The following is a 21,973-nucleotide window of genomic DNA, read 5'->3' as shown; positions in this document are numbered from 1 at the left end:
ATTTAACGAAAGAGATTGGTTTTAGCCAGTTCTACAATCTCGTCACCGCGTCCGTTCAACATCGCTTTCATCATCCACAGTGTAAATCCTTCTGCTTGTTTAAGATTAATTTTGGGTGGCATAGATAGTTCCTGACGGTTCACCACCACGTCTACCACAACAGGGCCATCATGAGCCAATGCTTGCTGAATGGCATCCTCCAGCATTGCTGGATCTTCAACCCGGATGCCCTTGAGCCCCATGGCTTGCGCTACAGCACCAAAATCAGGATTCACCAGTTCAGTGCCGTTTTCCAGGAATCCGGCTGCTTTCATTTCCAGCTCGACAAAACCGAGAGCGCCATTATTGAAAACAATGACTTTAATAGGCAGCTGATGCTGCTTCAGAGTGAGCAGATCGCCCATCAGCATCGTGAGCCCGCCATCGCCTGAGAGGGCAATCACTTGTCGGTCAGGCTCAGTAGCCTGCGCTCCGATTGCCTGCGGCAGCGCATTTGCCATCGTGCCATGGTTGAACGAGCCGAGAAGCCGACGCTGACCGTTCATCTGCAAATAACGCGCAGCCCATACAGTGGGAGTACCGACATCACAGGTGAAAATAGCATTTTCCTGCGCGGCGTCACTGATGACCTTGGCGAGATATTGGGGATGGATCGGCGTATGACCTGGTTTACCGACGGCAAGGTCATCCAACTCCTGGCGTACCTTGGTATAGTGGGAGACGGTTTTCTCTAGATGCTTGGAATCATGCTCTGACGTTAAATGCGGTAGCAGCATTTCCAATGTGGCTTTTACATCCCCGCATAAACCATACGTCAACGGAGTACGTCTGCCGAGATGGGCTGGCTCTATGTCTACCTGTAGGACAATCGCATCTTCAGGGTAAAATTGTCTGTAAGGGAAGTCTGTTCCGAGCATAAGCAGGACGTCACAATCCATCATCGCATGGTACCCGGAAGAATACCCGATCAGTCCCGTCAATCCAGCATAGTAAGGGTTGTCATACTCCAGATATTCCTTGCCTCGCAGAGCAGATACCATAGGGGATTTTAACTTGTCGCATAGCTGCATGAGCAATTCATGAGATTGTGCACAGCCGGCGCCGCATAGTAACGTAATTCGTTTGCCTTTATTCAAATATTCGGCCAGTCTGGAAATTTCGGAAGCTGACGGATGCACTACAGGTGCAGTGGGATGATAGACATGTTCAGGGACAGGTACCTTTTCCGCCTCCAAAGCTGCTACATCACCGGGAAGAACAATGACGGAGACACCTGAACGTGAAATTGCCTGTTGAATGGCCATGGTCACCGTTCTGGGAATTTGACGCGGTGTCGTAATAACCTCACAGAAGTGACTGCATTCTCCGAAAAGATGCTCAGGATGCGTAGCTTGAAAATATTCACTTCCGATTTCGTCGCTTGGAATATGAGCGGCAATAGCCAGTACAGGCACCCGATTGCGGTGGCAATCATATAAACCATTAATCAGATGCAAATTTCCGGGACCACTACTTCCAGCACATACAGCAATGCTACCACTAAGGTCAGCATCCGCTCCGGCTGCAAAGGCAGCCACTTCTTCGTGCCTTACATGAATCCATTCGATTTGACCATTGCTACGAATGGAATCAACCATATTATTTAGAGAGTCTCCAACAATGCCATAAATCCGCTTGACCCCTGCATTGACCAAAACTTGTACAATAGTATCTGCGATTGTCTTCATAGATGTTCCTCCTGCCTAGTAAGTAGTGTTATCCTGCCCGTGCTTTCTTGCGTCTATTCTCCTGAAATGTATATAAGAACAAGGTCTCGGGATAGGGTGATAGTTAGCCTTAACCGTCTTGGATCAGGTGCGAAACAACAGAAAAAGGACGATATACTTGCAAATTTTTATATAAACGTATATGTTAACGTGTTCATATTATTGTCATTATTATTTTTTTAAACTAAAAATATTGATAAAACTATTTTGTTAACGTGTGCATTGTGATAAAATAACGATGAAATCATTATGGTAATTGTGGGAGGTTACTCCGGATGAAACAAGTAGATGAATTAGACCAATTAAACAGAAAAAGCTTTATCGTAACAGACCCGCATCCTGTGAGGGTGCTGCAATTCGGGGAAGGGAACTTCCTGCGTGCTTTTGTAGACTGGCAATTTGACAAAATGAATAAGCTGGCAGAATGGAATACGGGAGTTGTGATTGTACAACCGCAGCCAGGAGGCCTCGTGGAGAAGCTTAACGAGCAGGATGGCCTGTATACGGTTATTCTTGAAGGGATTAAGGATGGGAAGGCCATGAAGGAGCATACCGTTGTGGAGTGCGTCACTCGTGGGATTAATCCATACGGCTCTGATTTTTCCGAGTATGAAGCATTATCCCAAAAGCCGGAGCTGCGTTTTGTCGTGTCGAACACGACGGAAGCGGGGATCGCTTATGCACCAGAGGATCAATTGGAAGATCGTCCGCAAAAGAGCTTTCCAGGCAAGCTAGCCGCCTTTCTGTACAAGCGCTTTCAATTCTTCGGGGGCGATCAGAGCAAGGGACTGGTGATCATTCCGTGCGAGCTCATCGACCGTAATGGAGACGCTCTCAAGGAAATCGTACTGAAATATGCGGACCAATGGAAGCTTGGGGCTGAGTTTATTGCATGGTTGGAGGAATCGAATACGTTCTGCAACAGTTTGGTCGATCGGATTGTACCTGGTTATCCCAAAGACCGGATTCATGAGATTCAAGCAGAATTGGGTTACAAGGACGATTTGGTTGTTGTGGGCGAACAGTATCATTTATGGGTTATTGAAGGGCCACAGTGGCTTAAAGAAGAATTACCTGCTCATTTGGCCGGATTGAATGTACTGATTGTCGACGATATGGCGCCATACCGTACACGGAAAGTACGCATTTTGAATGGAGCACATACGGCGCTTACCCCTGTAGCTTATTTATATGGCCTGGACACGGTGGGGCAGGCGGTCGAGCATGATATTATGGGAAACTTTATCCAGTCGCTGATTCGAGAAGAAATTATTCCGACGCTGGACTCGCCAGAAGCGGAATTGAATGTATATGCCGACGATGTTATTGAACGATTCCGTAATCCCTATGTAAGTCATTATGTTATGAGTATCGCACTAAATTCGGTGTCCAAGTTCAAGACACGGAACTTGCCATCCTTGCTCCAGTATGTGACACAGCGTAAGGCGTTGCCTGCCAAAATTGTATTTTCGCTGGCGTCCTTGCTCGTATTTTACCGGGGTGACAGAAATGGCGAGTCGATTGCGTTGGCAGACGAAGCTGAAGTGTTGAGTACGTTTGGTGAACTGTGGAGTAAATATGACGGTACTCTCGCCGGGGCGAAGCAATTGACTGCGCTGGTACTTGGCCGGCAGACATGGTGGGGGCAAGACCTGAACCAGATCGAAGGACTGGCTGAACAAACGGCACAGCACGTGTATGAAATTACAAGCAGAGGAATGAAGGAGACGCTCGATTCTCTAACCGGGAACAGCGTGCCCAGAGCATAAGCAAGGAGGAGACCGGAATGCTGGAGTTCATTCAAATTCATGATCAAGATAACGTGGCTGTCGCCTTGCGTGATTACAAGCAGGGAGAGACACTGGCGTGGGGAGCACAAGAAGAACAACGAGTGGAGCTAGCCGAGGATGTAGCACGTGGGCATAAAATCGCCTTGCAGGATATAGCTGAAGGTGGGCATGTTCTGAAATACGGATATCCCATCGGTCATGCCATTCAGCCCATTCAGGCAGGACAGCATGTGCATACGCATAATACGAAGACGAACCTGACAGGCGTGGAGGAGTACACTTATAAGCCTAAGCCAGCTCCTCATTTATATGAACAGGAGAGTCGTACGTTTCAAGGTTTTCGGCGAAAGGACGGCCGTGTGGGGATTCGCAATGAGTTGTGGATTGTGCCGACGGTCGGCTGTGTGAACGGGATCGCTGAACTTATTTTAAACCGTTTCAAGCAGGAAGCGGGAGATATTTCACCTTTTGAAAATGCACTGGTGCTCAAGCATAACTATGGTTGTTCTCAGTTGGGTGACGATCATGCACATACGCGCACGATTTTGATCGATGCTGTGAAACATGCGAACGCAGGTGGTGTACTTGTACTGGGTTTGGGCTGTGAGAACAATGAGATGAAAGAATTTAAGGAAGCCATCGGAGAATATGATTCGGAGCGGGTAAAGTTTTTGCTTTCCCAGGATGTGTCGGATGAAGTAGAGGAAGGGGTAAGGCTGCTTCATGAAATTTTTGCGGCCGTGCAAGAAGATCGGCGGGAACCTGTACCTTTGTCAGAGCTGAACATCGGCTTAAAATGCGGTGGATCTGATGGCTTATCGGGTATTACTGCCAACCCACTACTCGGACGATTGTCGGATTATATGGCCGCGCAAGGTGGAACAACGGTATTGACAGAAGTACCTGAAATGTTCGGGGCGGAGACAATTTTAATGGAGCGCGCTGCCGATGAGCAAGTATTTAATAAGATCGTACATCTGATTAACGATTTCAAACAATATTTTCTGGATTACAAGCAGCCAGTATACGAAAATCCGTCACCGGGCAATAAAGCAGGGGGCATCACGACGCTGGAGGATAAATCACTGGGCTGTACGCAAAAATCCGGGTCTTCCACGGTCACTGATGTCATTCAGTACGGGGAGCGTCTCAAGACCAAGGGACTCAACCTACTCAGCGCGCCGGGGAACGATCTAGTGGCATCTTCAGCTCTCGCCGCAGCGGGCTGCCAGCTCGTCATCTTCACAACTGGACGCGGTACGCCGTTTGGCTCCTTTGTTCCGACGATGAAGGTCTCAACCAACTCGCCGTTGTATAAGGCTAAACCTCATTGGATCGACTATAACGCCGGTTCATTGGTGGAGGATGTCAGTATGGAAGATGCGCTCCGCAACTTTGTCGATTACATCGTCGATGTAGCCAACGGAACCTGGGTGAACAATGAGAAAAACAATTTCAGAGAGCTCGCTATTTTTAAAAACGGTGTTACGTTGTAAAAGGCTGAAGTGTAAGGGAGGCGGAATTATTCCGCTTCCCTTTTTGAGTTTGTATGCTTCTAAATAGGCATGTTAGAAAAATTGGAATATATTATCATAATGTACTTGTCACATGCTTGAATTTATGGTATAACTTAATTACGTAATAAATACGTAATTAAGTTATTTTTAGATAGGATTTAGATTTTACTTTTGTTTGGTGAATATAAAAAGTCGGACAAGGAGGCGGGAACGGTGGATGATCTTGTTCACTCCGACATCACAGATCTAGACACACTTGTTAACATGATTAAGCTGTCTTTTTCATTTGCGGATGGTGCCAATATGATTGCTTTATGCGACCGGCTGTATAGCCATGTCAACCAAAAGTATCAGGAATTGCAGCTCTACAAAGCGCGCAAGAAACCTATACAACCCATACATACCAAACGGCCGCTAGTCTACTACTACGGCTACAGTCATCTTATGAAAGGCATGGCCTTCCAAAAACAGGGCAAGTATGAGGCCGCTCGCGATTGCATCGAAAAATATGCAGAATTGGGCTGGTTTAATGGTCTCGATCAATATGGGGAGGCAGAGGTAGAATATTACCGCTATGCTGCCAGAGCTAATTTGTATGCCCTTGATATTTTGTCAGGCCATGCCGAAGTGTTGCAGGAATACATCGAATTTCTTCGTAACAATCCGGAAGAGCTGTTACCGGGGCTTCTTTCCATCGTTGAGGGAGCGTCGAGATACGATTATCCTTTAGAGGCTGTGCTAGAATCATTTGCCGAACAAATTGAAGGTTTTACATATTTTGAAGAGCCTGTGAATGTATCTTATTATTTTCGCTTCTGCTATCAACTGGCTCTTTATTATATCAAGCAACAACAGTTTAAGGTTGCGTTGGGCTATATCCTGCAATCTCTCATGCTGTCTGATACCCTGGGTATGAAACATGAACATGAGTTTAGGAAATGTACCGCTATATTTGAAATTTTCAGATCCCAAGCTACAGCAACACAGCAAGACCAATATATAACTATTTTAAAAGGAGTGTTAAAGGATGAAAAAATTGATTTCACGCCCTCTGTCGCTCAGTCTGTTTAGTTTGCTAGTGTTTGTTACAAGTCATGACCTCATCACGGTGTTCTATCATGGAGCCAATCATTAAGAAGGCAGAAGTAAAGTAGAAGTACACCCAATAGCAAGTAAGCTCATTAAGATCAGGGCTTACTTGCTATTTGGCGTATTATGAAGACCGATCATAACGTATATATAACGTGGCACATGTCCCAAAAATATTTAAGCTGTTGTAGGTTTATGCAGCAAACCTTGTTCTGATGGATGCAATGAAATCCTTGTCTGTTGGTAAACGGCGAATGGTTCTTCCGTACTGTATGGTCTGCTTTTTAACGCTGCATCCAGTGCCCGTAGCAAGGAACCTATGAATTGCTCTGGAGAAAAGAAAATGCTTTTCCCGACCATATGAATGTGAAGCTCGTTATGGTCACGGTTGCTTACAGACAGCAATATACCTTGACCCTGGAAACCCGTACCGATTGCGCGTATTTTGTTTATACCCGAGAGTAGCATTTCCGTTTTCACCGCACGCCCCTGTTCCTCTACAAATACAGAAATCAGGCGTTTGTCTGTAACGATAACAATTTGGTTACCCCGAAACGTATGGCTCAGGTGTAGAAAATCTTTATATACCCCAATAGTCTGCTCATGCGGAGAAACAATCCCCATCCGTACAAACTCCTCCAGCTCAGTGACATCGGGTTCCTGATGATTTTTAATTCGTTTTTTGATACTGAACTGAATAGTCAGGATGCCCAAGATAGCTATGAGAAAAGCGCTAAGTCGGACATTAAATATAAAGAACATCAGGACAATAAGGCCGCCTACTAACCACTGTCCCCAAGTTAGATAGCGCAGCTTTTGTTGTACCGTACGGCGATAATAACCGTAGCCCTTTCCCGGTTGATACTCTTTGGTAAACTTTGTCATACCACGCATCATGCTTAATCCATAGACGGATAAAATTGTCATCGCGAGCGCCAAGAGCGTCATAAGCCATTCCTGAACTGCAACGCCAACTAAAGTACACAGACCAAACATGATGAGCCCCGCCCAGCAGGCAACCTTTTTAATTCGAACCTGTTTCTGAATCGAACGAACCAATTCTTCCATTCTTAATCCTCCTGATCTAGGTATATAGGTAATGATTGGAATCACATATAGTCTTATCGTACCATCTGATAGTCTTTTTCGTAAATTAATAGATGTAAAAATCCAAAGGATGGAAGAAGATTTTCGCGTATAGTCAGATCCCCACCTGAACTTTAGATACCAAAATCGAAAAATCCAGTACTACTCATTCGAAGCAGAAGCCTCTAAAATAATAAATGTAAGTGCTTACATTACAAAGAAGGGAGGTCTTCGTATGAGAACAGGATGGAAGAATCCGCAGCCACAGCCACCGGTTCGATCGGGTAGAGGGGCATCACTAGCGCGCAAATGGGTTCAACAAAGACATTTGCAGACTATGGCGCTGCTTGGGGTGGTTTGGATGATTATTTTCCATTACATTCCGATGTACGGCATTTTGATTGCTTTCAAACATTTTGACATCATTGGTACCCTATCAAGCGCACCTTGGGCGGGGTTAGAGCATTTTCGGGCCTTTTTGGAGGATGATAACTTTTGGTACATTGTCAAAAATACACTGGGCATTAGCCTACTCAAGCTGGCCATCGGGTTCCCGTTGCCTATTGTATTTGCTCTATTCCTGAATGAAATACGATCTACTCGGTTCAAAAAATCTATTCAGACCATTTCATACCTTCCTCACTTTTTATCTTGGGTCATTCTTGGCGGGATCTTAACGACGTGGCTGGCAGATACCGGGATGATTAATCAACTGTTGCTAGCCTGGGGTTGGATTGACCAGCCGATCAGTTATTTGGCAGAGCCGAGCTATTTTTGGGCTATCGTCGTTAGCTCGGATATCTGGAAGGAGCTTGGATGGTCAGCTATTATCTATTTGGCAGCAATGGCGGGGGTATCTACAGACATGTACGAAGCGGCCACCATTGACGGGGCCGGACGGTTTCAGAAAATGTGGTACGTCACCCTTCCCGCTATCAAGGGGACAATATCTATTTTGTTTATTTTGGCGGTTAGCGGCATATTGAACTCCAACTTCGATCAAATTCTCGTCCTGCGTAACTCGCTGAATGAAAGTACAAGTAATGTAGTTGATATTTATGTGTATCAGGTGGGCATTCAGCAGGGCCGTTTCTCGTATTCTACCGCGGTGGGTTTGCTGAAATCGGTTCTTGCTCTCATTTTGCTGCTAATTGCCAATTCGGTGACCAAGCGGGTGAATAATACATCTCTATTTTGAAGGAGGACGGCTGCATGCAGCTATTGCAACGCAGAACAGCAGGCGAAGCGATATTCGATTTCATGAACAACGTCTTCATGCTGATCATTTGTTTTGTCACGTTGTATCCCGTGTGGTATGTGCTGGTGAACTCCTTTAACGAAGGAGCAGACGCTATGCGGGGCGGCATTTACTGGTGGCCGAGGGTCTTCAGTCTGGGCAGCTATCAGGCTGTGTTTGCCAACAACGGTATTATGACCGCGATGGGGGTGACTATTGCCAAGACGCTTATCGGCACGATTGTTCATGTGTTTTTTACTGCCATGATTGCATATGCATATTCCCGTAGGGAGCTGATCGGGCGCAAGTTGTATATGCTGATTGGCACCATTACCCTGTTTTTCGGTGGGGGATTGATTCCAACCTATTTGCTGATACGTGATCTTGGACTGCTGGACAGCTTTTGGGTGTACATCATTCCTGCGATGTTCAGTTTTTTTGACCTTATTATTTTTATGGCTTTTTTCCGAGAACTGCCGGATGCACTGGAAGAGGCGGCGAAAATAGACGGTGCGAATGATTTTGGTATCTTTTGCCGGATCGTGCTTCCTGTATCTATGCCGGTAGTAGCGACGATTGCGTTGTTTCATGGGGTATACCAGTGGAACGATTATTTTACCGGAATGATTTATATTAATAATACGGATCTTCAGCCGATTCAAACGTATTTGTACCGGGTTGTTGCCCAATCTAGCTCTAATCAGATGATGGCTGCTGCACCGGGAATTGTTGCCCAGTCCGTCACTTCGCAATCGATCAAGCTGGCGACGATGGTCGTGACGACACTGCCTATTGTACTGGTATATCCTTTTCTGCAAAAATATTTCGTCAAGGGTCTGATGATCGGCTCGATCAAGGGTTAGCACATCATCCAAGGGGGAGATTTATAATGAACATTCGCAAATGGCAGAAGGGGCTGTTGGCCTCTGTTCTGCTGGTGGGTTTGCTCGCGGCATGTACGTCCGGTGGAGGCGGTACTGTCACGGAATTGAAGGACGAGAAGACCAAGGCTACGGCAGATGCACCGGGATGGAAGGCGGATATGGAGCCGATTACGTTTGACTGGTATTTGAACTTTTCCTGGTTCCCGAACAAGTGGGGGACGGATATGACCTCGAAGTATGTTACGCAAAAGACCGGGGTCAGCGTCAATTTTATCGTACCCGCAGGGAATGAAAATGAAAAGCTCAACACCATGCTGGCCTCCGGCAAGCTGCCTGATTTTGTCACGCTTGGTTGGGGAGAGGACGCGGTCAAAAAAATGATTGAGGGCAAGATGGTGCTTCCGCTCAACAAGCTGGCCGAGAAATACGATCCGTATCTGATTAAAATAGCTGATCCGGCGAAAATGTCCTGGTATCGCCAAACGGACGGGAATGTTTACGGGTATCCTAACGCTTCTTCTTCGCCACAGGATTATCAAAAATACGGCCAAAATTTTGTTTCCAACCAGACGTTTATGGTTCGGAAGGATATGTACGAGGCGATCGGCAAGCCGGATATGAGAACACCGGAAGGATTTTTGAAAGCGCTTCAAAAAGTGAAAGAGAAATTTCCAGAGGTGAACGGTCAGCCTCTTATCCCGATGGGATTCCACGAATTTACGGATAACGGAAATTATTCTTTTGAAGACTATTTACTTAACTTCCTAGCCATTCCTCATGAAAAAGACGGCAAGCTATACGATCGTCGTTCGGACGAAGAGTATATTCGCTGGCTCAAAACATTCCGTCAAGCAAATGAGCAGGGCCTGATCGCCAAGGACGTATTTATCGACAAACGTCCGCAAATGGAGGAAAAGGTGGCACAGGGCCGATATTTTGCCATGTTATATCAGCGCTCTGACTTTGCCACACAACAGGTAATGTTATATGCGAAGGACCCGAACTCCGTCTATATCGCGGTGGATGGACCTTCGAACAGTAAGCTGGACCCGCCGACGCTGGCTGGGCCGGGTATTTCCGGCTGGACGGTGACGCTTATTTCGAAGGATGTCAAAGACAAGGAGCGGGCTATTGAATTTCTGACTTATCTGATTAGCGAGGAAGGAAACCGCGATCTGTATCTGGGGGAGCAGGGCAAGCTGTGGGACATGGTTAACGGTAAGCCAGCCTTCAAGCCAGAGGTGCAGGAGCTGCTGAACAAGGATCGTTCTGCTTTTGATAAAAAATATGGAGCCTCCTTCACCTTCTGGATGCTGATGGATACGAATATGAATTTGCAGTGGGCGCCGCCCAGCGTCGAGCCGTATAAGCAGCCAGAGGATTGGACGAAAGGCAAGACGAAAGGCTTCTCCCAATATGACAATATCAAACCGACCGGAACTTCGGCGGAGGGCATTGCGTCAGGCCAGATAGATAAAATTTGGGGCAAGACATTGCCGAAGCTGCTGCTGGCTTCCTCAGATGAGGAATTCGACCAGCTGTTTGCTCGCTTTTTGGAAGATCGCAGAAAAGCAGGATATGACAAAGTTATGGCCTATCAGCAAAAAGCCTATGAGGAAAACCTTAAGAAAATTGAACAGTTCACCAAATGATTTAATTCGATGACTTAATCTATTGAACTCCTAAGGATGTGATTTCATGCCAGGCCGTGCACGTTCACAGATGAAGAGCCTGCTGCGCCGCACTATATGGCAGTGGATGAAGGGGACGGCCGATCGGCTTGGCGGTTGCTCTCTTCAAGTTAAGCTCATTGTCGCGTATATCGGAGTCATTTTAATTCCGGTGGTATTGTTCTCGCTATATACCTTTCACCAACTGTACGAGAATACCATGCAAGACATTACCGTACAAAATCATTATGTGTTGGATACAGAGCTGGCCCATATTCACAGCAATATGGAAATTATGGAGCGAACCGCACAGCTTGCGATCTCAGATCGCAACGTACTTCGTTATCTGACCGAGGAACGTGAAATAAGCAGCGATGAGCTGGTCCAATTCAACTTGAATGTGTTTCCAAATTTACAGCACTTGCTGTACAGTAATCCCAATGTAGAGAACATTCGACTGTATACGAGTAATCCTCAGGCACATGAAATATGGCCAATGATTTTTAATGAATCACGACTGCCTAAAGCTTCCTGGCTGAAAACGGCCCAACTCCGACAAGGGAAAATATGGTGGGAAATGTACAAGGGGCCGAAAAGCTTACTTCTGGGGCAATCCCGGCAGGAAAGTGAGACAGTGCAGTATATGGCACTGCTGCGTGAAATTCAGTCTACCGGAGGAAGACACGCAGGGTTGGTAGAAACAAACATGAGGCTGGAGCTATTTTCACCTAGAGTATTTGGAATCCCACAACGTGACCGCGCATGGCAAATGTTCATTCTAGACGGCGACGATTCCAGCTCAAGGAACGCTGATAAACCAATGTCTTCTACCGATATAGCTACAGCTTCCTCTCAATCAGATTCAATTTCGATCCCTCTGTCCCATGTGCACCATCTGTTTCAGTCCCAGGTTCAGGGACCGGGTGGTGCTTTTGATTTTTCCTATGAGAATAAGCCTTATCTCGGCATGTACCGTTATATAGAAGGGTTGGACGCCTATTTGCTAAATGTGGTGGCGCTGGACGGTCCGCTGGGTGATCTCCGTCAGAAACGCAATGCCATGCTGCTCATTATTAGTTTGCTGATTTTGTTTATGTCCGTCATTTCTTATACCCTGCATGCCTTCATTCTCAAACAGCTACATACACTGCGTGAATCCATGAAAAAAGTAGAGCAGGAGGGTGACTTTCAGCTTAGAATTCCAGTATATGGGCGGGGAGAAGTGGCTGAGCTGGCTCTATATTTTCGCAGTCTACTGAGTCGGATAAACGGACTCATTGCCGAAGCAGTACACAAGCAGGCCGCTGCTCAGGAGGCTGAGCTGCTAGCGCTCAAGCATCAGATTGATTCCCATTTTCTCTATAATACATTGGAAAATTTAAAAATGATGGCGGAGATAGAACGACAGTATCCGCTGTCGGATGCCCTTACTTCCCTTGGCTCGATGATGCGTTATAATCTCCAATGGTCGGGATCGTGTGTTGCTTTGCGGGATGAAATCCGCCATATTCAGCATTATGTGGCCATCATGAACATTCGCCACGATAACCAAATTGGATTGGAAATTCATCTATCGTCGGCGTTTATGGAACTGGAGATGCTGAAAATGTCGCTGCAGCCTGTAGTCGAAAATGCTATCAAGCACGGTTGGAGTGCATTGCAAAGCCCATTCAGCATCACGATTGAAGCCTGCCCTAAGCAGGATATTATAGAATTGCGCATACAGGATAACGGAGTGGGGATATCTGAAGAAAGAAGAAACGCCATCATGGCTGGTCTAGCGCGAACGGAAATGGATTCCCACGAGCCCGGGATGAATGGGGGAATCGGTTTGTATAATGTGCATCGCCGTTTGAGTATGCAGTATGGCGAAGAGTATGGCATAAGACTGGACAGCATCCCCGGACAATCGACGACAGTGACCCTGATTTTGCCTAAACGTTACATGATGAGGGGGGCAGACCATGACGACCAAGCTGTTGATTGCGGATGACGAGAAAAATATTCGAATGGGACTTCAAGCTATGATCGAACGGGAATTTTCCGGTCTCTATGAATGTGTACTGGTCAAGGACGGAATGGAAGCCTGGCAGCATGTGAAGCAGTTTTTGCCCGAGTTGGTGATAACGGATATCCGTATGCCTGTTATGGATGGCATTATACTGATGCAGCATATTCACGAGCTGGAGCCGGGTCGCAGACCTTTGGTAATCATTCTCAGTGGATATGACGAGTTCCAGTATGCGCGCGAAGCGATTCGCTGTGGGGCACGGGAGTATTTGCTCAAGCCAATCGTAAGGGAGGAACTGTTTGGTGCGCTGGCAGTTTTGAATGAGGAATTGAAGCAGAGGAACCACCTCATATACGATGGTGTTGTCAGCGTAGATAAAGATAGACTAGCTGGCGCGAGTGCCATCGTCGATAGAAGCGGTAGTATGACACGTGCTATCCAATACATCCATGCTCATTACAGCGAGGATTTGAATATGGCAGTAGTATCCAATTCAGTATCCTTGAATTATACGTATTTTAGTCAGGCGTTCAAAGCCTATACAGGCCTTAGCTTTGTTCAATATGTAAAAAGGCTGCGCATTACAGAAGCCAAAAAGCTGCTGGAGTGTCAAGGGGGCAAGATTTATGAAATTGCGGCTAACGTGGGCTTTGACAATGCAAAGCACTTTAACAAAGTGTTTCGTGAGCTGGAGGGGATGACCCCGCAACAGTTTCGAGTGCAGAATCAAAGGGGTAATTAGATATAAAGAGGCGGAAAACTTCACTGCCTTTTTAACCTTATCCTGATATAATAAACGTAAGCATAACCATCGCCTTCAATCAGAGAGTTTGTACACAATCACACGAATCGCCGAACGGAAGGGGAGAGCATATGGTTATTTATGAAACGGACCAAGCTTATATCATGACGACGCAGCATGACCATGCCCATATTTCAGGTGAGTTGGCTTCACAATGGGAAGAGAGTGCCTTCAAGAATAGACGTCATAAGCAGGATTTTGTATATGCAGCAAGGGAGCATGATCGGGGCTGGATACAGTTAGACGCTGCTCCTTTCTGGAATGATCATGTGTCTGCACCTTATACGTTTATTGATTTTCCGCTCAATCCTCGTTTTGTTTTCTATCGTCTTGGGATTGATGAAGTCGAACAAGGTAATACGTATGCGGCGTTGCTGTGTAGCTTGATGTACAAGGAGCTAGTCGGACGGACCGAGCATCAAAACGCTCAGGACAAGCAGATTACGCATGCTTATCAGGAAGCGGAGGCACAGCGTCGTCAGAGGCTCAAACAGGAGCTGGCATGTGGCGTAACCTTCGACCATCAAGTGCGGACGGATGTACGGAGAATGTTGTTTTGTGACGAATTGAGTCTGTTTTTGTGCAGCCGAGAGCCGGGCACGCCTACAGCAGATTATGAATGGTTTGCTGAAGGTTTAAGCTTCCCGGCTGTTCGACATGAAAGCGGGCGAGTTTGGGCCGAGTGGCTATCGGATCAGACTGTAGGTCTTTCCTTTTTTCCTTTCAGGGGCAAGGTAGGGATTACTCATACCTTTAAGAAGGTGGTCAAGGAGAAAATTCGTACCTTTGGTCTCCTAGAGGCTTACCGTTCTTCTGAATGGACGCATCGAACCTTTACCGTTGAACATATCATGGAAGTAGAAGAACATAAGGAGAATGCCTGACCGTCTACGGATACAGCCTCGAACAATATTTTGTTCGTAGACGCAGAGAAAAGTCAGAGCAAAGCCTCCCTGAACCATGCTTCAGAGAGGCTCGCTTTTTTCTAGCTTTAACATTTTACGATTTTGCAGATGTTTTCGCACGATTGACAATAGTCTGTACCTTATTCAATACCTTATCGCGTGCCCCTTTATTTTTCATCAGATACGTAACACCCATTCCCAATGCGGCTACCACCCATTTTTTATTCTTCATGAATAACGCCTCCTTATGATCATGTTGTCATACACGCTTGCTTTAAAAGCATCCAAAATGTGAAAAGATGAACGGGATTTTACGATTTAGTGATTCCTTGCACTCGTTCCGCATAACTATGATTTTACCCTTCTCCATCAAATCTTACCCGTTCCTTCGCCAATGAAACGATTACGACTGTCTTTTCATGTTTAATGGATATTATTAAATATCCCGCCACAATTGCTTCAGACGCACATGACAGGGAGGTCTTTGTTATGAGAAAGAAGGAAGTGGTTGCCATGCTGCTCGCCGGCGGACAAGGCAAAAGACTCAAAGGACTTACCCGTACACTAGCCAAACCGGCAGTATTTTTTGGAGGAACTTACCGCATTATTGATTTCCCTCTCAGCAATTGCACTCATTCTGGTATAGACACCGTAGGCGTATTGACCCAATACGAGCCGTTGGTGCTTCATTCCTATATCGGCGTTGGGAGCGACTGGGATTTGGATCGCCTGGATGGAGGAGTTTTTGTTTTACCACCGCACGAGAAAGAAAATGGAAACAACTGGTACAGAGGCACGGCGGATGCAATTTATCGAAACCTGCATTTCTTGGATCAGTATGACCCAGAGCATGTACTCATTCTGTCAGGGGATCACATTTATAAAATGGACTACAGTCGAATGCTCCACTATCACAAGGAGAAGGAAGCAGACTGCACCATTTCTGTCATCAATGTCACGATTCAGGAAGCCAAACGATTTGGGATATTGAACGCCGATGATGATCTGAAAATATATGACTTTGAGGAGAAGCCTGATCAGCCGAAAAGCACATTGGCCTCCATGGGCATTTATTTGTTCAAATGGGAGGTGTTACGTCGCTATTTACTGGAAAGTGCAAGCGATTCTGAATCCTCACATGATTTTGGCAAGGATATCATTCCATTGCTGCTTCAGCATGGCCGGTCGTTGTATGCGTACCCGTTTGCCGGGTACTGGAAGGATGTAGGTACCATTCAGAGCTTGTGGGAGTCCAACATGGATCTTCTGGTTCAGGATCCGCCTTTGGATCTGAACGATCCTTTCTGGCGCATCTATACCCGCAGTCCCAATCAACCGGCCCAGTATATAACCCAACGGGCAATCCTCAAAAACAGCATTGTAAATGAAGGCTGCATGGTGGATGGAGAAGTAAGACATTCTGTACTATTTTATGGGGTCGAAGTAGGTGAAGGGAGCGTCATTACCGATTCTGTCATCATGCCAAACGTAAAAATTGGGCGCAATGTACGTATCCACCGGGCTATCGTGAATGAGAACATCGTTATTGAAGACAACGCGTTTATCGGACCTGAAGATAGTTCTGATGAGATTATTTTGTTCGATCAGGAAAGCCAGCTTCATGCACGAATTTAACCCGGATAAGGACGGTGTCTGCTATGAGCCGACTCATTGGAGTTATCAACCTGGATCACGAACTGGATCAGTTGAAAGAGTTGACCTATTTCCGGTGCGGGGCCGCAGTCCCCTTTGCCAGTCGATATCGGCTCATTGATTTTACCTTATCCAACATGATGCATGCAGGGGTGCATGATATTGCACTGTTTATCCGCCGCAAATACCGTTCGCTGCTGGACCATCTGGGTGAAGGTCGGCCTTGGGATTTAGACCGCAGACGGGGCGGGTTGTTTATTTTGCCACCGGACTGGAATGATCCGACGGATGCATCACGTGGGGATTTGCAGCATGTGCACAACAATCTGGACTTTTTCCATCGCTCATCGGGGCAAACCATTGTTCACGCAGGAACTCAGCATGTCAATAAGGTTGATATCGAGGATGTATACCGTTATCATCGGGAGAAAAATGCAGATGTTACCCTCGTATATAAACCCATAGACCAGCTCGAATCTGAGCATGCTCCTTGTGCACGACTGGAGATTGATGAGAACGGACGAGTGACTGGTATTCATCAGGAGCAGGATCATCATAATATTTATCTGGAAATGTTCGTGATGGACAAAGGCTTGTATCTGGATCAGGTGAAGCATTGCATTGCCCATCAGGATAATCATTTCTTTCGCGATGCCATCCAGAAAAACCCAAGTGGACTGCGCATTTATGCGTATCGTTATGAAGGTTATCATGCGGTCATTAATTCTATCGAGAGCTACTATAAAAATAGCATGAAGCTGCTGGATCAGGAGCAGTATCATGCACTGTTTCAGAATCAGCCGGTGCATACCAAAATCAAGTATGAAGCCCCGACCCGTTATACGCACAGCGCCGAGGTGGATCATTCACTTGTTGCCAATGGCTGCACCATTGGGGGCAAGGTCGAGAACAGTATTCTTTTCCGTGGAGTACGGGTGGAGGAGGGTGCGCGGGTAAGCAACTCGATTATTATGCAAAAATGCGTCATCCGTAAAGGGGCAGTTGTGGAGAATGTGGTTTTAGATAAAGATGTACAGCTTTCACCAGATCGAACTCTGATTGGAGACATTAGAGTTCCCTATGTCATTGCCAAGAATAGCGTAATTTAAAGGATATACTTAGCCATTAAAACGGAAATAACAGGAGGTACAACTTTGTTCAGCAATAAAGAAGCATTTAAGCAGGCTTTTCGAGAGCAACTGGTCGGAAGGCTGGGCAAACCGATGCAGGAGGCTCAGTCGGAAGACGTATATAAGGTTTTGGGTGGCATGATTCGTGAACAAGTCGGCAAGAATTGGGCAGAAACGAACCAAGCCTACAAAGAAGGACAAGAGAAGCAGATTTATTATTTTTCACTGGAGTTTTTGATAGGTCGTCTATTGGGCAGTAATCTGTTGAATTTGGGCGTACTGGATATGGTTCGGCAGGCATTGGGTGAACTGGGCTGGGATCTGGAGGAAATTGAAGAACAGGAGGCGGACGCGGGGCTAGGCAATGGTGGCCTCGGCCGTCTGGCGGCTTGCTTCATGGACTCGCTGGCATCCCTTGGCTATGCAGGACATGGTTGCGGTATCCGATATAAATATGGTCTGTTTGAACAGCGTATTGTGGACGGCAATCAGGTTGAACTGCCGGATTACTGGCTACAGAAAGGGAATGTCTGGGAGGAACGCCGTCCTGACAAAAAGGTCGAGGTTCATTTTTGGGGAAGAGTGGAAACCCGTGAACAGGAGGGACGTCTTGTATACGAGACACAGGATGCCGAAACGGTCTGGGCTGTCCCTTACGATATTCCGCTGGTGGGCTATGGTCATGCGCAGGTGAATACGCTGCGGATTTGGAGTGCGGAATCAGCGCTTGATCCCGTTCGAGGACCGATTCGAGGCGAGGGCGGTTATTACCGCTTTCTCGACTACAATCGATCGGTGGAATCCATCTCGGCATTTCTATATCCGGATGACTCCAATTATGAGGGGAAGCTGCTTCGCTTGAAGCAGCAGTATTTCCTGTGCTCGGCCGGCCTGCAAAGTATTTTGCGTACGTTCGAGAAGCTTCGTTTACCTTACGCCCAGTTGCCCGATAAAATAGCACTGCACATTAACGATACACATCCGACGCTGGTTATACCGGAACTGATGCGTATTCTGATGGACGTGAAGGGCTTGGGCTGGGACGAAGCATGGGATATTACGACACGAACCGTTTCATATACGAATCATACGATATTAAGTGAGGCGCTGGAACAATGGCCTGTCAATATGGTACGGGAGCTGCTACCTCGTATTTCCTTGATCATTGAAGAAATTAACAAACGTTATTGCGCTATGCTACTGGAGCGTTACCCAGGCCAGGACATCAAAATTGGTGAAATGGCGATTATTCATGGTGAACAAATCCGTATGGCTCACTTGGCAATCGTCGGCAGCTACAGCGTTAATGGGGTGGCTGCGCTGCATACGCAAATATTAAAGGAACGAGAGATGAAGTCGTTTCACGAGCTGTACCCTGACCGTTTTAATAATAAAACAAACGGGATTGCCCATCGCCGCTGGCTGATGCACGCTAACCCGGAGCTGGCAAGCTTGTACGATGAGACCATCGGCACACGTTGGAGGACCCGTCCAAGGGAGCTCATCGACCTGCTTCGTTACAGTGGGGACGAGTCGTTCAAAGAACGGATACAGGCGATTAAGCGAAATAATAAAGTCAGGCTCGCTGAGCATGTTTTTGCAAAACAGGGCGTGCGACTGGATACGTCCTCCATTTTTGACGTACAGGTCAAACGGTTGCATGGTTATAAGCGACAGCTGCTCAACATTTTGCATGTGATGCATCTATACAGCCAGCTTAAAAGTAATCCTGGCCTGGATGTGACGCCACGCACGTTTATTTTTGGAGCCAAAGCCGCTCCCGGTTATTTTCTCGCCAAACAGACAATCAAGCTCATTAACAACGTGGCGGACACGATCAATCGGGATGTAGATGTCAAGGACAAGCTGAAAGTCGTTTTCCTTGAAAATTATTCTGTCTCGCTAGCGGAGCTGATTATTCCTGCGGCGGATGTCAGTGAGCAGATTTCCACGGCAGGCAAGGAAGCCTCTGGCACAGGGAATATGAAATTTATGATGAACGGTGCGCTCACAATAGGTACATTGGACGGAGCCAATGTTGAAATGCATGAAATGGTAGGGGATGCCAACATGTTCATTTTTGGATTGAAGGTGGATCAGATCGAGGCATATTACCGGGACGGCCAGTATTCGGCGCGCAAAACAGCCAATAGCGACGAAAGACTGCGTGAAGTGTTGGATCAACTCGTGAACGATGCTCCTTTTACGCGGCATGAACGGGAATTTGAGGCCATTTATCAATCCCTGATTGATCATAATGATGAATACTTTGTGCTCAAGGACTTCGCAGCCTATGTGGATACACAGGTTCATATTGAACAAGTGTATCGGAATCCCTCGGAGTGGACTCGGCGTGCTATTGTCAATATGGCGAACTCTGGTAAATTTTCTAGTGATTGTACGATTCAGCAATACGCGGCTGAGATTTGGGACATTGTGCCTCTCCAAAACGATGTCAACAAGCGAATTCTGTCCTAAAACGGCGAAACAGGCGGAATAACATTGCTTTTCGAACGCTGAGGGTTATAATGACAGTATAGACATAAGTAAGGATGGGAACTGTATATACTCATTCCTGAACTTGAATTGTACTGTTGAAGGAGTCCTCCTATTGATAAAGCTCAATCCGAAAAGGCTCAAACCTCATAAATCGAAGAAGAAATATAATATGTTTCAAAATATATGGCGTGCGATTCGGCTGAATTTCATCAAGCTATTGCGCGCCCCTGGTGGAGTTAAAAAGATCTCTTTGGGCTTCGCCATTGGCTTTGCGCTGGAGATGATTGTGATTTCCACGGCTTCTCTGGTATACCTTGTTTTTTATCCGATTGTTCGTCTGTCCGGCGGCTCGTTGCCTGCGGCCATTGTGGGTAACGTTGTAGGTAAGCTAACCTTTTTGCCAATTGTACTGATGCCATTCGCCAAGCAAGTGGGGGCTTGGATTTATCCATCCCATTATCCGGTACATGTCAGGGGCGGACGACTTCACGAGCATTCTTTTATGGAGCTGTTTCACGGCAACTGGTCTGTATTCAAAGACTTGCTGCACGGAGGCTTGCACATCCTGATCGGCATGTCGATTTTCGGTGTGGTGCTGGGCATTATCTCGTATTTTGTCATTCAGGTTCTGTATAATCGTTCGCTGCACAAACGGTTGGAAAAGCGGAAGTTGCGTCATGGTGCAGCATTTTCGGCGGCCAGACTGCTGAAGAATGGATAACGATGCATAAGAAAGAAGCTCTTCGAGCCTATTTATTAGGTCCGAAGGGCTTCTTTGAGTTGGGGCAAGCAACTTTTATTTTTGTATTACGTCTAAGGAATATATGTATCCATTCTTTTAAGTCTCTTTTGAGACATCAGGAGGAATTGCCCCATGAAAAAATGGAATTCTATCACTGCAACAGTTGCGGCAATATCCATACTTTTGGGAACGGCTCCAGTTGCATGGGCACAGCAGCCCGCCGCTGCCATAGCTCAAAACGCACAAACTTCTGTTAACTTGGGCCCAACCGCCACTAAGCGTTTAACAGATGTGCTGAACACATTAGCGGGGAAACAAACAATAAAGTTTACAAGCGCTGATACTGCTTTTGACTCATGGACGGTAAACGGTACTTTGAGCGGGACAGCTAATGCTGATTTCATCCAAAATTACGATTCCAAAAAGGGAATCGTGCAATCCACCAGCATTATTTATGATGCGGCTGATCTCAACAAAGTTATGGACAATAATCTACGCAGCAAGGTTGCATCGTTCCTGAAAACATTTGATTCTGATGGAGTGTTTAAAACGGATGCTGTCTGGCGTGTATATTCACCGGATGACGAAGGAGAACTCAAAAATTATTGGGTGCTATGGGGGCATGACCAGAGTCTCTACATTGACCTTGATCAAGGAAATAAAATAACGGCCAGCATAATGTATTCGCTTAAAGACGTTAAAGCTTCACTGTCCAACAAAGCGAATCGTTCGCTTAAAACAGTTGGTATTGCTTCGAGCAATCCGTTTGAATATGTGTTTCGTCAGCATGAAGGCAATGATACCGTTTGGAATTTCCGAGACGATAATGATTTAAACAACGTGCTGATTGGCGTGAAAACCGGTAAAGTGTGGGCCGTAAAAAACGAGCTTGGCATGGATTGGACGGGGGAAAAGGATTTTGTCAAAGCATTCGCTAAGCCAAAGCTCAGCCAAACTCAGGCTCTTTCAGCCGCGAAGTCGAAAGTGCAATCTCTTTTCGGAATTAACCTAAAAGGATATACCGTAAAAATTAAGGATAACGAGTATACGTTCTCCCAAAAAGGCGCGGTTACTGTGGTGGGAAAAATCAATAAAAAAGGAGCATTATATTCCCTAGAGGCTATGCCCGCGAATGGAGTTCGAAATTAAGCAGAATGATTTTATTGAAAAGCGTATGATCTCTATAAGAGGC

At 46.3% G+C, this 21,973-nt stretch carries 17 protein-coding genes; 14 read left to right on the top strand and 3 right to left on the bottom strand.

The window, feature by feature from the left end; all coding sequences use genetic code 11:
- Positions 1-2: 2 nt before the first annotated feature.
- A complete protein-coding gene (poxB, locus tag MHB54_RS01830; protein WP_053325300.1) occupies positions 3-1,727 on the bottom strand; it encodes a ubiquinone-dependent pyruvate dehydrogenase in 1,725 nt (574 codons plus the stop codon).
- A 314-nt stretch (positions 1,728-2,041) separates the two neighbouring features.
- On the opposite strand from poxB, the gene MHB54_RS01825 reads away from it, so the two are divergent.
- The 3 genes from MHB54_RS01825 to MHB54_RS01815 all read left to right on the top strand — a co-directional run bounded on the left by MHB54_RS01825 (position 2,042) and on the right by MHB54_RS01815 (position 6,144).
- Complete coding sequence (locus MHB54_RS01825) at positions 2,042-3,535, top strand: tagaturonate reductase (protein WP_023988325.1); 1,494 nt, start codon at positions 2,042-2,044, stop codon at positions 3,533-3,535.
- A gap of 17 nt (positions 3,536-3,552) precedes the next feature.
- Positions 3,553-5,052: a UxaA family hydrolase gene (locus MHB54_RS01820; protein ID WP_053325301.1), complete on the top strand. Its 1,500-nt coding sequence runs from the start codon at positions 3,553-3,555 to the stop codon at positions 5,050-5,052.
- A 234-nt stretch (positions 5,053-5,286) separates the two neighbouring features.
- Entirely contained in the window at positions 5,287-6,144 is an 858-nt protein-coding gene (locus MHB54_RS01815) for a DNA-binding protein (protein WP_340981370.1), read from the top strand.
- A gap of 195 nt (positions 6,145-6,339) precedes the next feature.
- On the opposite strand, the gene MHB54_RS01810 is transcribed toward MHB54_RS01815, so the two are convergent.
- Complete coding sequence (locus tag MHB54_RS01810) at positions 6,340-7,230, bottom strand: hypothetical protein (RefSeq protein WP_028542394.1); 891 nt, start codon at positions 7,228-7,230, stop codon at positions 6,340-6,342.
- Positions 7,231-7,483: 253 nt separating this feature from the next.
- Between MHB54_RS01810 and MHB54_RS01805 the strand changes: the two genes are divergently transcribed.
- The 6 genes from MHB54_RS01805 to MHB54_RS01780 all read left to right on the top strand — a co-directional run bounded on the left by MHB54_RS01805 (position 7,484) and on the right by MHB54_RS01780 (position 14,736).
- Complete coding sequence (locus tag MHB54_RS01805) at positions 7,484-8,446, top strand: ABC transporter permease (protein WP_053325304.1); 963 nt, start codon at positions 7,484-7,486, stop codon at positions 8,444-8,446.
- A 14-nt stretch (positions 8,447-8,460) separates the two neighbouring features.
- On the top strand, positions 8,461-9,348 hold the full coding sequence (locus MHB54_RS01800) for a carbohydrate ABC transporter permease (RefSeq protein WP_028542392.1): 888 nt from the start codon (positions 8,461-8,463) through the stop codon (positions 9,346-9,348).
- Between the two features lie 26 nt (positions 9,349-9,374).
- Positions 9,375-11,021, top strand: coding sequence for an extracellular solute-binding protein (locus tag MHB54_RS01795; protein WP_028542391.1), 1,647 nt, complete (start codon positions 9,375-9,377; stop codon positions 11,019-11,021).
- Between the two features lie 46 nt (positions 11,022-11,067).
- On the top strand, positions 11,068-13,032 hold the full coding sequence (locus tag MHB54_RS01790; protein ID WP_340981369.1) for a sensor histidine kinase: 1,965 nt from the start codon (positions 11,068-11,070) through the stop codon (positions 13,030-13,032).
- Positions 13,004-13,792 carry a response regulator transcription factor gene (locus MHB54_RS01785; protein WP_075154112.1) on the top strand — a complete coding sequence of 263 codons (789 nt, stop codon included), beginning with the start codon at positions 13,004-13,006 and terminating at the stop codon, positions 13,790-13,792. The genes MHB54_RS01790 and MHB54_RS01785 overlap by 29 nt, the downstream gene beginning before the upstream one ends.
- A gap of 131 nt (positions 13,793-13,923) precedes the next feature.
- Positions 13,924-14,736 (top strand): DUF3891 family protein, encoded by an 813-nt coding sequence (locus MHB54_RS01780; RefSeq protein ID WP_028542388.1) that lies wholly within the window; start codon positions 13,924-13,926, stop codon positions 14,734-14,736.
- A 115-nt stretch (positions 14,737-14,851) separates the two neighbouring features.
- Here the strand turns inward: MHB54_RS01780 and MHB54_RS01775 are convergent, their stop codons facing one another.
- Positions 14,852-14,989 (bottom strand): hypothetical protein, encoded by a 138-nt coding sequence (locus MHB54_RS01775; RefSeq protein ID WP_023988334.1) that lies wholly within the window; start codon positions 14,987-14,989, stop codon positions 14,852-14,854.
- Between the two features lie 257 nt (positions 14,990-15,246).
- Between MHB54_RS01775 and MHB54_RS01770 the strand changes: the two genes are divergently transcribed.
- From MHB54_RS01770 to MHB54_RS01750, 5 genes are all read left to right on the top strand, one after another.
- Positions 15,247-16,392, top strand: coding sequence for a glucose-1-phosphate adenylyltransferase (locus MHB54_RS01770; protein ID WP_023988335.1), 1,146 nt, complete (start codon positions 15,247-15,249; stop codon positions 16,390-16,392).
- Positions 16,393-16,415: 23 nt separating this feature from the next.
- Positions 16,416-17,519: a glucose-1-phosphate adenylyltransferase subunit GlgD gene (gene glgD, locus MHB54_RS01765; protein WP_023988336.1), complete on the top strand. Its 1,104-nt coding sequence runs from the start codon at positions 16,416-16,418 to the stop codon at positions 17,517-17,519.
- A 45-nt stretch (positions 17,520-17,564) separates the two neighbouring features.
- Positions 17,565-20,018: a glycogen/starch/alpha-glucan phosphorylase gene (locus MHB54_RS01760; RefSeq protein ID WP_340981367.1), complete on the top strand. Its 2,454-nt coding sequence runs from the start codon at positions 17,565-17,567 to the stop codon at positions 20,016-20,018.
- 190 nt (positions 20,019-20,208) lie between these two features.
- Positions 20,209-20,760: a DUF2062 domain-containing protein gene (locus MHB54_RS01755; protein WP_279830686.1), complete on the top strand. Its 552-nt coding sequence runs from the start codon at positions 20,209-20,211 to the stop codon at positions 20,758-20,760.
- A 153-nt stretch (positions 20,761-20,913) separates the two neighbouring features.
- The gene (locus MHB54_RS01750; RefSeq protein ID WP_340981366.1) at positions 20,914-21,930 is read left to right on the top strand and encodes a hypothetical protein; all 1,017 of its coding nucleotides are present in this window, start codon (positions 20,914-20,916) and stop codon (positions 21,928-21,930) included.
- The last annotated feature ends 43 nt before the right edge of the window (positions 21,931-21,973 follow it).

This window comes from Paenibacillus sp. FSL M7-0802 (genome assembly GCF_038004945.1).
Lineage (GTDB): Bacteria > Bacillota > Bacilli > Paenibacillales > Paenibacillaceae > Paenibacillus > Paenibacillus polymyxa_B.
The sequence above is the reverse complement of the archived record's forward strand: the minus strand, read 5'-3'. Positions and strand labels throughout refer to the sequence as shown.

What these genes read in the sequence shown, in the direction of transcription:
- poxB (WP_053325300.1), bottom strand. Translation starts at nt 1,727, where the DNA reads ATGAAGACAATCGCAGATACTATTGTACAAGTTTTGGTCAATGCAGGG.
- MHB54_RS01825 (WP_023988325.1), top strand. Translation starts at nt 2,042, where the DNA reads ATGAAACAAGTAGATGAATTAGACCAATTAAACAGAAAAAGCTTTATC.
- MHB54_RS01820 (WP_053325301.1), top strand. Translation starts at nt 3,553, where the DNA reads ATGCTGGAGTTCATTCAAATTCATGATCAAGATAACGTGGCTGTCGCC.
- MHB54_RS01810 (WP_028542394.1), bottom strand. Translation starts at nt 7,230, where the DNA reads ATGGAAGAATTGGTTCGTTCGATTCAGAAACAGGTTCGAATTAAAAAG.
- MHB54_RS01805 (WP_053325304.1), top strand. Translation starts at nt 7,484, where the DNA reads ATGAGAACAGGATGGAAGAATCCGCAGCCACAGCCACCGGTTCGATCG.
- MHB54_RS01800 (WP_028542392.1), top strand. Translation starts at nt 8,461, where the DNA reads ATGCAGCTATTGCAACGCAGAACAGCAGGCGAAGCGATATTCGATTTC.
- MHB54_RS01795 (WP_028542391.1), top strand. Translation starts at nt 9,375, where the DNA reads ATGAACATTCGCAAATGGCAGAAGGGGCTGTTGGCCTCTGTTCTGCTG.
- MHB54_RS01790 (WP_340981369.1), top strand. Translation starts at nt 11,068, where the DNA reads ATGCCAGGCCGTGCACGTTCACAGATGAAGAGCCTGCTGCGCCGCACT.
- MHB54_RS01785 (WP_075154112.1), top strand. Translation starts at nt 13,004, where the DNA reads ATGACGACCAAGCTGTTGATTGCGGATGACGAGAAAAATATTCGAATG.
- MHB54_RS01780 (WP_028542388.1), top strand. Translation starts at nt 13,924, where the DNA reads ATGGTTATTTATGAAACGGACCAAGCTTATATCATGACGACGCAGCAT.
- MHB54_RS01775 (WP_023988334.1), bottom strand. Translation starts at nt 14,989, where the DNA reads ATGAAGAATAAAAAATGGGTGGTAGCCGCATTGGGAATGGGTGTTACG.
- MHB54_RS01770 (WP_023988335.1), top strand. Translation starts at nt 15,247, where the DNA reads ATGAGAAAGAAGGAAGTGGTTGCCATGCTGCTCGCCGGCGGACAAGGC.
- glgD (WP_023988336.1), top strand. Translation starts at nt 16,416, where the DNA reads ATGAGCCGACTCATTGGAGTTATCAACCTGGATCACGAACTGGATCAG.
- MHB54_RS01755 (WP_279830686.1), top strand. Translation starts at nt 20,209, where the DNA reads ATGTTTCAAAATATATGGCGTGCGATTCGGCTGAATTTCATCAAGCTA.
- MHB54_RS01750 (WP_340981366.1), top strand. Translation starts at nt 20,914, where the DNA reads ATGAAAAAATGGAATTCTATCACTGCAACAGTTGCGGCAATATCCATA.